Origin of the sequence: Actinocrinis sp. (assembly GCF_035653575.1) — a bacterium.
Classification (GTDB): Bacteria; Actinomycetota; Actinomycetes; order Streptomycetales; family Catenulisporaceae; genus Actinocrinis.
The window spans coordinates 1-11,082 of the sequence record NZ_DASRBQ010000034.1; the positions used below are offsets into that span (position 1 = coordinate 1).

Sequence of the window (11,082 nt, forward strand, 5' to 3'; positions counted from 1 at the left end):
ACGAGGGGAGCGAGGGTCACGGCGTCGAGCAGGGCGTGATTGACGCCCTGGCCGAGGATCGGGGTGAGGGTGTGCGCCGCGTCGCCGATCAGCACCAGGCCGGGGATCGACCAGCGCGGCACGACGGTGGTGAAGATGTCGAGCATTGACGTGCCCGACCAGCTCGTGACGTGCTCGCGAACCGCCTCGGACAGCTCGGGCGCCAGCTCGTCGATCCGTTCGTGCAGCGCGACGATCCCCCGCCGTCGCAGTTCCTTGAGTTCGCCCTTGGGGATGTTGAACCCGATGCGGATCTGGTCCGGGACCGTGGGCATGAAGACGCAGTGACGGCCGGCGAGGAGGCTGACACGGTATGTGTGCGGATCCCACGAGGACGGCAGCGGAATTTTGAACCAGATGAAGTCGCGGTCCAGCGGCAGCTTCTGGTAGGCGATGCCGGCGAGCTCGCGGACCTTGCTGAACCGGCCGTCCGCCGCCACGGTCAGCGCCGCGCGGACCTCGACCGGCCCGTCAGGCCCCTGACAGGAGGCGCCGACGACGCGGCCGGTCTCGTCGCGCAGCAGCTCGGTGGCGGTGGTGCGGCGCAGCAGCGTGAACGAGGGCAGCCGAGAGGCATCCTCGGCGAGCGCGGTCAGCAGCGGCGGCTGCGGCAGCTCGGTGGGGTAGGGGCAGGGGAAGCCGATAGTCGTGAAGTCGGTGGCGAGCACGATGCTGCCGCCGTCGCGGACCTCCATCCGCCGGGTCGGGAGGGTGTGCTCCTTGACCCGGTCGAAGATGCCGAGCCGGTCGAGGATCCACACCGAGTCCGGGGAGATCGCCTCACCGCGAAACGAGCGCTCGAAGTGGCCGCTTTGTTCGAGCACGACCACCTCGCAGCCGAGCTTCGCCAGTTCGAGGCCCAGCGTCAGTCCGGCGGGACCGGCCCCGACGACGCAGACCCCCGTGTGAATACGCGTGCTCACTCCCCGCTCCTCTCGCTACATACAGTCCTTGGGCAGAGTGGATTTAGGGGCTAAAGCGGCACTTGCTCGGTTGGTCCGGCTTGGTGCAGACCGCCGAGTGTCTCAGCCGTCGAAGGAGCCGACGACCCAGATGCCGGGACGCGCCTCGACGGCTTGCGGCGACCACGGTTCGCGCGGATCGGACCAGTCGACGGCGCGCTCCAGGATCCAGGCCCGGGTGCGGTGCGCGAACTGGATCCAGCGCCGGTCGCCGAGCTGTTCGGCCGCATCCGCGAACGCGGCGAAGATCTGCAACGACTCCTCGGCGCGCCCACACTGCAGTTCGACCACGGCAAGGCCGCGCAGTGCGTCCGCCCGCCCGCGCTCGTCTCCGGCTTGTGCGCACTGGCCGAGCGCGTCCGCGTAGGTCTTCACGGCCGACCGCGGATCGCCTTCGCTCAGCTGCACGTCTCCGAGGCCGATGACGCAGCGCGCCGCGCCGCCGTAGTCGCGCGCGGCCAGGAACAGCAAGCGCGCGTCCTCGTAGTGCATCGCGGCCTGCCGCACCCGCTGCTGCTGCCAGGCCAGATCGCCCAGTGAGCGCAGGATCGCTGCCTCGGCCAGCGCGTTGCGTTCGCGCCGCGCCGCGTCGAGGGCGAGCGCGTGCGTCTCGGACCAGTCCGGCCAATCCGCTTTCGCGTCGAAGTACCCTGACAGGCACTCGGCCAGCTGCCAGGTCAGCGGCCACAGTCCGGCGGCGTGCGCGCGGCGCACCGCGTCGACGAGCCCCGGCCCCTCCTCCTGGAACCAGTGCACCGGCGTCGCGCCGACCAGCTGCGCGACGTTCTCGAAGGAGTCGGACACGACGGTGCCGTACCGTGCCTCATATGGCACGCGGCCCGGAGTGAGCATCGCGTCGGCATGCCTGGCGACGGCGAGACAGGCGGTGCACAGCCGCTCCACGGCAGCGGTGACCGTGATCGGATCGTCCCCGTCCAGCAGTTCCAGTGCGAGCGCTCTCAGCAGCCTGTGATAGCCGTAGCGCAGCGGGTATTCGCGTGCTGACTGCCGCACCTCCAGCAGATACGACTGCAGGAGCTGATCGACGATGCGTTCCGTGCGCGGCAACGTGTCGTTGAGCAGCGCGGCCGCGCTCCACAGCGCGAAGCTGGGCAGCGGGGCGAGCGCCAGCAGCCGGAAGGCCCACTGGTGCGCCGGATCCGCCTCGCGGTAACCGACGAGCAGGCTGGCGCGGACGTCAAGATCCCCGGCCACCAGCTCGGCGAGCCCGGCGCCTTCGCCATCGAGGCGCTGCGCCAGCGCCGCCGCGGTCCAGTGCGGACGGGCCGCGAGTCCGGCCCCTGCGACGCGCAGGCCGAGCGGCAGGTAGCCGCACAGCCGCGCGATCTCCAGTGCCGACTCCGGGTCGTCGGTGATGCGCGAGCCGGCGATCTCCTCGAGCAGTTGCTGCGCTTCCTTCGGCTTGAGCACGTCGAGCACGAGGTGCCGCGCCCCGTCGAGCCCGGCGAGGGTACGGCGCGTCGTCATCAGCACGAACACACCGGGAACCGCCGAGAGCAGAGGCCTGACTTGTTCCTCTGAGGCCACGTCGTCCAGGATCAGAAGCATCCTGCGACCCCGGGTGAGCCGCTGGAGCCGGTCGGCCGGCGGCTCGCTGACCGCGCCGGCCGCGGAGGGCGGCGCGGCGGCGGCGCCTTCGGCGCTCGGGGCCTGTTCCAAGCGGTGCAGCACCTGGGCGATCACCTCGTCGGGCTCAAGCGCCATCCCCTGCGGCCCGCGCAGCTGGAGGAAGATCCGGCCGTGCGGGAAGACGTCGGCCGCGCGGCGGGCCAGCTCGACGGCGAGGGTGGTCTTGCCGACCCCGGCCCGGCCGCCGAGCACCAGGATGGGCGCGGCGGCGCGTCCGGTGCGGTCCGGGAAGGCCCGCAGCGCGGTCGCGATCGACTCCTCGCGGCCGACGAAGTCCGGCAGCGACGGCGGCAGCCACACCACCGGGGTGATTGAGGGGGCTGCGACGGTGGCCGGCTCGCGCCACAGCAGATTCGGATCGCTGCGCAGCACCCGCTCGTGCAGATGCCGCAGCCCGGGACCCGGCTCGATGCCCAGTTCGTCGACGAGCGAGCGGCGGATGCGTGCGAAGGTCTTGAGCGCGTCCGACTGCCGGTCGGAGCGGAACAGCGCCACCATCAGGTGCGCGTGCAGCGTCTCGCGCAGCGGGTGCTCGCTGGTCAGCGCCATCAGCTCGCCGGTCAGCTCCTTGTGCCTGCCCAGCCGCAGATCGGCGGTGATGCGCTGTTCGAGTGCTGTCATGCGCAGCTCTTCGAGGCGCACGGCGGCGGCCGAGAGGGTGTAGCCGTGCGGAATACCGGACAACGCCACGCCGCCCCACAGCCCGAGCGCCTCTTGCAGCAGGCTGGACGCGGTGGCGAAATCGCCGCGCTCGTAGGCGGCCTTGCCCGCGCGGTGTAAGGCCTCGAACCTGGTTAGGTCGAGATCGTCCTGCGCGACCTGGAGGCAGTAGCCCGGTGGAAGGGTGAGCAACTGGCGCCCGCGCGCCCCGGCCGCTGGATCCCCCTCCAGCAGGATGCGGCGCAGTTGTGAGATGTATACCTGGAGCGTGGTTCCCGCCGTACGCGGCGGCGAGTTGTCCCACAGCTCGTCGATCAGGCTCTCGGTGGATACGGTCTCGTTCGCCCGCACCAGCAGTACCGCCAGCACCACCCGCACTTTCGCGGCGGTCGGCGTCCTCGGTGCCACGGTGACCGGTCCCAGGACGCGGAACCTCACGTCGGTGCCCTCCCTTCCGGGCCTTTCCCCGTTAGTAGTCCTGCAGCACCGTGACCCCCACCGTCGCGATCTCGCGGGAACCTTGCGCGAAGGTCAGCGTGACCGGGAAGGCGGGATGGCCGCCGGGCCCTCGTCCGAGCGGGCCGGCGGCTACGGTGCAGTGGAGCGGAAGATCGATCTCCGCGAAACCGCGGAACCGCGCGTTCCACTCCGTCAAAACGCAGGTCGCGGCGGAGAAGCCGTGCAGCTCCCCGGCGGCAAGGAACGCCGCCTGCCGCGACGCCTCGAGCAGCACCACCGACGGAACATGGTCGGTGGCGTTCGCGGTGAAGACCGGATGCGCGGCGTCGGGGATGACCTGCACGCGCAGTGTCCCGTCGTCCAGCGCCTTCGGTAGTCCGATGACCACGTTGTGCGGGTCGGAGCGGCCGACCGCTTCGGGCCGCGGCCGCGCGTGGTCGTGGCCGTGTCCGTCGCTGAACACGCCGAACTTCTCGGTGCGGCTCGCGGCCCGTCCGCGCGCCCGGTGGTTCTGGTACACCTTCGGCATCAGGAAGACGGTGCGCGCCTTCGCGGTGCCGCAGCGCATGCCGTCGATCGCCAGTTCGGCCTCGCAGCGCAGTCCACGCGGCACGCCGTTGACCACGTCGACCGGGTGCAGCGCCATGTCGACCGCGATGTGCGCGGTGTGCCCGTTGCGCCGCCAGGCCTCCAGGCCGGTGATGGCGACCTCGCTGGAGGCGAGCACGACAGGACGCTGCGACGGCACCCGGAAGTACTGGTGTGCGACGAAGAGCACTGACTGGCGCATCGCCTCGAGCGCGAAGTTCGGGTCGTGGAACGCGCCGGGCCCGTCGTTGAACAGCGGATGCGCGTCGGGCAGCGCGGCGGAGAGGGTGAAGTCCTGCGGCACCGGCGCCACCGTGCCGAGCATCAGGCCCTCGGCGGTGCTCGGACGGTGCAGCAGGTGGTGGGCGAGGCCGTGTCCGGTGACGGGCGTCGTCGCGCTCGCGGCGCTCGTGCCCGCGCCCAGGTTTACATCCACATCCACATCCACATCCGAGTCCGCGTTCGCGCTCGCACCGGCGGACGTCTCGGGCGACAGCACGGGCGGAGGCGCGACCGTGGCGATGCCGCCGCCGGTGCCCGGCGCGGAATCGGCGTCAGTCCACTGCCTCGCGGGAATGTCGGTCGACACGTCGTCTCCTTCGCTGCGCGGACCCCCGTGATCAGTGCGGCCGGTGGGTCCGAAGGGTCTGGCGATCCGATACTCTCAGCGCCCTGTCAAGAGCCGACCAAGGCGCGGCCAAGCGGGCCGCCGGCCGGGTCCGCGGCGGGATTCGCTGGCCGGGGGCTCGGGAATGCCCGATCGCGTCAACCGCCCGCCGCCGCCCGGAAGGGAACCGGCCATGGCCCCGCTCAAGGCGTTCAACCTGCTCGTTCTGCTCGTGATCGAACTCGCCGTGCTCGGCGCGGCGGTCGCGTTCGGCTGGCACCTGCACGCGCCGGTCGCCGCGCGGCTCGCGGTCGGCGTCCTGCTCGCCCTGCCGTTCGCGCTCGCCTGGGGCCTGGCCGCGGCGCCGCGGGCCAAGAACCGGCTCACCGGGCTGCGGCTGGCCGGCTTCGAAGTGCTCTGGTTCGCCGCGGGCGCCGCGCTGCTGCTCGCCGCGGGGCATCCGGGGTGGGCCGCGGCGCTGGGCATGGTGACGCTGGGCTCCAAGAGCCTGGCGCTGGCCTGGGGTCAGTAAGGGCTCTGCCAGAAGAGTTCCCAAGGCTTCGCGAGCCGGATCGGCTCGCGGCGCGGCGGCCTGATCCGCTGCGCCGCGCCCGGTTTAGCCGTGCGCAAGAGGGCGTTCCTAGCTTGGGGTCATCGGTAGATCGCCGCCGCCGTCTGCACCGGCCCGCGGGGTGCGGGGCAGGTGGACTCCAGTAAGGACCTGATCCCTGTGAGAATCATCGGCCTGAGCGAGGTGCTGCCGGGGGCGCCGGTCACGAACCGGGACCTCGCGGAGCGCTTCGGACTGCATGAGAAGTGGCTGGACCGGATGACCGGCAACCGGCACCGGTTCTTCTGCGATCCCGCGAGCGCAGACGGCACCCCGAAGAACACCGGCGACCTGGCCACCGAGGCGGCCCGGCGGGCGCTGGCCGCGGCCGGGGTGCCGGCCGAGTCGCTGGACTTCCTGATCCTGACCACCGGGTCGCCGGACCTGCTGATGCCCGCGACCGTCAACGTGGTCGCCGACCGGCTCGGCATCAACGACCTGCCGACCTTCCAGCTGACCTCGGGCTGCGCCGGCGCGCTGCAGGGCCTTTACACGGCGCGGGCGCTGCTGGCCGGCGGCCTGAGCCGCGGCCTGGTGATCGGCGCGGACAGCGTGATCAAGCTGTGGCCCGCCGACTACGACGTCAAGCGGGTCAACCCGGCCGAACTGGCGAACTTCGCGCTGTTCGGCGACGGCGCCGGGGCCGCCGTGGTCGACGCCGACGACGACGGCCCCGGCCTGCTCGTAGACCATGTGCTGCTGCGGACCGTCGGGCGCGGGCTCAAGCCGGCCCAGGTCGTGCACTGGTACGGGGCCGACGGCGCGCCGACCGTCACCGGGGCCGACGGCAAGGCCGCCCGCGAGCCGATGGGCCAGGAGGACTACAAGGCCATTGAGCAGCGGGTCCCGGAGCTGTCCGCACAGGTTCTCAAGGAGCTGGAGGAGGCCACCGGCTGGAACGTCGGTGATGTCGACCACGTACTTACTCCGCAGCTGAACGGCGCGATGGCGGAGAAGATCCGCGAGGGGCTCGGCGTGCGCGAGGAGCAGGCCGTCTCGTGCGTCGCGGAGACCGGGAACAACGGCAACGCGCTGCCCTTCATCCAGCTGTACCGGGCGGCGCAGGGGCTCAAGACCCGCGGCGCGCAATCGGCGCGAGTGCTCGGGATCACGATCGAGTCCTCGAAGTGGATCATCGCCGGACTCGCTCTGCGCTACCTGGCGGGGGAGGGCGTGGGATGAGCGTCGATGTGAGTCAGGCCCCGCAGACTGCGGTCAACAGCATCAGCCCACTGAGCGAGTTGCGAGCGCTCAAGCGGCAAGGGCTCACCGGCCGACACGCCAGAGTACGGCAGTTGCTCGACGCATTGATCGCGGCCGGTGACCCGCTGGACATCGAGGCGGCCGGGATGATGCTCGGCGGCGTGGCGCAACGCGAGCAGTTGGCGGCCGAGGCCGCGTTCCTGACCCAGAACATAGCGTTGCTGGGCAGTTCGACCCTTGACTCGCTGCCGCACCAACTGACCGCCGCGCTGGTGGCCGGCGGCATCCTGCCGCAGGTCCGCGCGGCCGGATTCAACCAGTGGCAGTTCGAGATCCGGGCCGGCGCGCCCAACCTCGCCGACCTCGCCCCCGGTGTCAGCGCCCTGCTGCTCGACGACACGGCCGTGTACGAGGAAGTCGCCAACCCGCTGGATCTCGACGAGGTGGAAGCGCGGTGCGCCGCCTTCCCGGACCGGCTCGGCGAGTGGGCCGACGCCGCCCGGCAGGTGCTCGGCGGCCTGATCGTGCTGAGCACGATCCCGCTCAGCCCGCTGCGCCGCGACAGCGTCATCGACTACGGCCGCAAGGCCCGGCTGGAAGCCGCCTGGGACGCGATGAACGCGGGCATCCTGCGGCTGGCGGCGCAGAAGCCCGGCGTGGTCGTGCTTTCGGCCGCCGCGATCCAGTGCCGGGTCGCCGACACGTTCGCCACCGACCGGATGCGTCACGTCGCAGGGCACATATTCAGCGCGGAGTTCCAGCGTGAGTACGCCGCCGAACTGGCCCGCGTGGTGCGCGCCGGGCTCGGCCGCGCGGCCAAGTGCCTCGTCTTCGACCTCGACAACACCCTGTGGGGCGGGATCGTCGGCGACGACGGCGCGGCCGCGCTGAAGATCGGCGGCGCATACCCCGGCTCCGCGCACCTGGAGCTGCAGAAGTACGGACGCGACCTGGCCGCGCAGGGCGTGATGCTCGCCGTCGCGTCCAAGAACGACGAGGACATCGCGCAGGACGCGATCGCCAACCACCCGGAGATGCTGCTGCGCCCGGAGTCCTTCGTGGCGGTCCGGGCGAACTGGGAGCCGAAGCCGGGCAACGTCAGGCAGCTGGCTTCGGCGTTGAACATCGGCGTCGACTCAATGGTCTTCGTTGACGACAACCCGGTCGAGCGCGGGCTCATGCGCGAGCTGCTGCCGCAGGTCACCACCGTGGAACTGCCGAACGATCCGGCCGGCTACGCCGCGACCGTCGCCCGCCGCGGCGATTTCAACCTGCTGACGCTCACCGACGAGGACCTCAAACGCACCGAGATGTACCGCGCGCAGGTGCAGCGGGAGGAACTGCAGAGCGGCTCCGGGAGCCTGGAGGAGTACCTGCTTGGGCTCGACTCCCAGCTGACCGTCGAGCGGCTCGGCGAGTTCAACGCGGCGCGGATCGTGCAGCTGTTCGGCAAGACCAACCAGTTCAACCTGACCGGCATCCGCTACACCGAGGAGGAGGTGCGGCGGCGCTCGGAGAGCGGCGAGGCGGCGTTCTTCGGCGGCCGGCTCAAGGACCGCTTCGGTGACAACGGCCTGATCGCCGCCTGGTCGCTGACCCGCGAGGGCGGCGGCGAGGGCGATGGCGGTGGCGACGGTGACCGCGGTGGAGCATGGCGGATCGAGAACTTCGTAATGAGCTGCCGGGTCTTCTCCCGCAACGTCGAGGACGCGGTCGTCGGGCTGATCCTGCGCGCGGCCGCGGCCGCCGGGGCCGGCGAGGTGCGCGCCTCCTTCATCCCCACGGCGAAGAACGCGAAGTTCGCCGGGTTCTACCCCGCGCTCGGCTTCGAGCGGGTCGAGGCGGCGGGCGAAGCAGTGGACGAACACGCAGACGAGCAGGGGCCGGCGCAGCTGCGACACACCCTGCGAGACCTCGCCGAGCTGCCCAGCTGGATCGGCGTCACCCGGGAAGAGGAGATCAACAATGCCTTCTGAGACTGTGCCTTCTCAGAGCGTGCCCTCCGCGACGGCGAGTGCCGAGGCGCTGGTACGGGACGTCGTCGGCCAGCTGCTCGACGTCGAGCCCGCCGCGCTGACCGCCGAGCGGCGCTTCGCCGAGATCGAGGGCTGGGACTCCGTCAACGCCCTGCGCATCCTGGTCTACCTGGAGCGCGAAGCCGGCGGCTCGATCGACTTCGAGCGCTTCACCAAGGCCGAGACGGTCGGCGAGTTGGCGGCGGTCGTGCACGACGCGCAGGCGGCCGCGGCATGAGCACCGGTACGCCGACGGCCACGACCACGAGCGTGGCCGCATTCCCGGCGGCACGTAAGGGGACGTATACGTTCCTGAAAGACGCTCGCGGCACCGCGCACGTATACCTGATGGCCGACGTCGACGCGACCCGGATCAAACAGGCACGCAAGGACGCCGGCGCGAAGGTCAGCTTCGTCAGCTACGTGGTCAAGGCCGCGGCCCAGGTGATCGCGAGCAGTCCCGAGGCGCGCGGCGTGCTGCGGCCCGGCCTGCGGCTCAAGGTCGCGACGGTCGGCGACGTGCACGCGAAGGTGCTGTTCGACAAGCGCACCGCCGACGGCCAGCGCTGCGTCGTATCAGGGACCGTATTCCGCGCCGACCACGCCGACGTGGAAGAGATCCAGCAGGTCATCGACACGTATAAGAACTCTGATCTGGAGGACCCGAACGGTCCCTGGGCGCAGCTGGCGAAGGTGCAGCGGCTGCCCCTGCCGGTAGCCCGCCTCGCCTACCGCGCGGTCACCCGCAAGCCGGAGCGGCGCACCGCGCTGCAGGGCGTCTTCTCGGTGACCTCAGTCGGCCAGGAGCCGGTGCGCGCCATCTTCCCGATGATCAACGGGGCGCTCGGCTTCGGCGTCGGGCGGATCGTGGACACCCCGGTGGTGCGCGGCGGCCAGATCGCGGTCGCGCCGCTGTTCACGCTGTCACTCGCCTTCGACCACCGGCTGCTCGACGGCGCGCAGGCCGCCGAGCTGCTGGCCGCCACGAAGGCCGCGCTGGAGAACTGGGGAACCGAATGAGCGCCCTGAGCACCAACACCCTTCCGGACGAGACCGAGGTCCTGGTCGTCGGCGGCGGCCCGGCCGGGGCGCTGCTCGGCTGCCTGCTGGCGCGCCGCGGCGTCGACGTCGTCGTGGTGGAGAAGCAGGCCGACCTGGAGCGCGAGTTCCGCGGCGAGTCGCTGGCCGGACCGTCCGTGGTCACGCTCGGCAAGCTCGGCTTCGGCCCGGCGCTGCGCGAGCACGGGTACCTGGAGACCTCGGGTATCAACATGCGGATGGAAGGGCGCACCGTCTTCCAGATCGACTACCGCCGCTTCCCGCTCGGCGCGCTGCCGATCGACATTCCGCAGCCGGCCCTGATCGGCATCTTCCACGCCGCGGCCGCCACCTTCCCGAACCACGCGTACGTACCGGGCACCGCCTTCAGTTCCCTGATCGAGGAAGACGGCGAGGTGCGCGGCGCGGTACTCAAGCGCAAGGACGGCAGCCGCGCCCAGATCAGGGCTCGACTGGTGGTCGGCGCGGACGGCCGGTTCTCCAAGGTGCGCAAGGCGGCGAACCTCGCCGCCGACATCCAGCCGATGGAGCGCGACTTCCTCTCCTTCAAACTGCCGCGGCCCGCGCACTGGGGTGACGCCGCCGAACTGGTCGCGGTCGCCGACAAGCACGTGCTGGTGGTGCCCACCTTCCCGGACTTCCTGCGGATCGGCCACAACCTGCCCAAGCGCGGCCTCGGCGACCTGCGCGCCCAAGGCTTCGAAGCCTTCCGCGAAGGGATCGCGGCCATCGACCCCCGGCTCGGCCCGCTGATGCGCGAGAACCTGAACTCCTGGGACGACACCAGCTTCCTGGAGATCTTCACCGCGCAGGTGCCGCAGTGGTCACGCGACGGCCTCGTACTGATTGGCGACGCCTCGCACACCTGCACGCCGATTCTCGGCCAGGGCGTGAACCTCGCGATCCAGGACGTGGTGTGCGCGACCCCGGTGATCGCACAGGCCCTCGCGGAGACCAAGGGATCAGTCCCGGCCGCGCGGTTCGCCGACTTCGAGCAGACCAGGCGCGCCCACAAGACGCTCGTGGTCAAGCACCAGCGGATGCAAGAGCGGGCACTGGCCAAGACCAGCGCAGTGGCGCTGGCCGTCCGCCGGACCCGCTACCGGCTTCTCAACTCCCTGCCGAACAAGTACCGCATGCTCGACAAAGTGATCAACGCGCAGCACAGCATCGACCCGGTCGACCTGCGCGCCGCGAATCAGCAGGCCGCGACGGTGGCCTGAGACCGAG

Annotated in this window: 9 protein-coding genes; 6 read left to right on the forward strand and 3 right to left on the reverse strand. The window is 71.1% G+C overall.

Annotation, left to right across the window (positions count from 1 at the left end; genetic code table 11):
* From VFA06_RS05715 to VFA06_RS05725, 3 genes are all read right to left on the reverse strand, one after another.
* The coding region (locus VFA06_RS05715) for an FAD-dependent monooxygenase (protein WP_324839349.1) at nucleotides 1-962 on the reverse strand (962 nt) is incomplete at its 3' end.
* Nucleotides 963-1,064: 102 nt separating this feature from the next.
* Nucleotides 1,065-3,749: an AfsR/SARP family transcriptional regulator gene (locus VFA06_RS05720; RefSeq protein WP_324839350.1), complete on the reverse strand. Its 2,685-nt coding sequence runs from the start codon at nucleotides 3,747-3,749 to the stop codon at nucleotides 1,065-1,067.
* 31 nt (nucleotides 3,750-3,780) lie between these two features.
* Complete coding sequence (locus VFA06_RS05725; RefSeq protein ID WP_324839351.1) at nucleotides 3,781-4,947, reverse strand: AfsA-related hotdog domain-containing protein; 1,167 nt, start codon at nucleotides 4,945-4,947, stop codon at nucleotides 3,781-3,783.
* A gap of 211 nt (nucleotides 4,948-5,158) precedes the next feature.
* Between VFA06_RS05725 and VFA06_RS05730 the strand changes: the two genes are divergently transcribed.
* The 6 genes from VFA06_RS05730 (at nucleotide 5,159) to VFA06_RS05755 (ending at nucleotide 11,075) form a co-directional block, all read left to right on the forward strand.
* Complete coding sequence (locus VFA06_RS05730) at nucleotides 5,159-5,497, forward strand: YrdB family protein (protein ID WP_324839352.1); 339 nt, start codon at nucleotides 5,159-5,161, stop codon at nucleotides 5,495-5,497.
* A gap of 198 nt (nucleotides 5,498-5,695) precedes the next feature.
* Entirely contained in the window at nucleotides 5,696-6,757 is a 1,062-nt protein-coding gene (locus VFA06_RS05735; protein WP_324839353.1) for a 3-oxoacyl-ACP synthase III family protein, read from the forward strand.
* Nucleotides 6,754-8,754 (forward strand): HAD-IIIC family phosphatase, encoded by a 2,001-nt coding sequence (locus VFA06_RS05740; RefSeq protein ID WP_324839354.1) that lies wholly within the window; start codon nucleotides 6,754-6,756, stop codon nucleotides 8,752-8,754. The genes VFA06_RS05735 and VFA06_RS05740 overlap by 4 nt, the downstream gene beginning before the upstream one ends.
* Complete coding sequence (locus VFA06_RS05745; RefSeq protein ID WP_324839355.1) at nucleotides 8,744-9,031, forward strand: acyl carrier protein; 288 nt, start codon at nucleotides 8,744-8,746, stop codon at nucleotides 9,029-9,031. The genes VFA06_RS05740 and VFA06_RS05745 overlap by 11 nt, the downstream gene beginning before the upstream one ends.
* Nucleotides 9,028-9,813 carry a 2-oxo acid dehydrogenase subunit E2 gene (locus VFA06_RS05750; protein ID WP_324839356.1) on the forward strand — a complete coding sequence of 262 codons (786 nt, stop codon included), beginning with the start codon at nucleotides 9,028-9,030 and terminating at the stop codon, nucleotides 9,811-9,813. Before VFA06_RS05745 ends, VFA06_RS05750 begins: the two co-directional genes overlap by 4 nt.
* Entirely contained in the window at nucleotides 9,810-11,075 is a 1,266-nt protein-coding gene (locus VFA06_RS05755; protein ID WP_324839357.1) for an FAD-dependent monooxygenase, read from the forward strand. The genes VFA06_RS05750 and VFA06_RS05755 overlap by 4 nt, the downstream gene beginning before the upstream one ends.
* Nucleotides 11,076-11,082 lie beyond the last annotated feature (7 nt).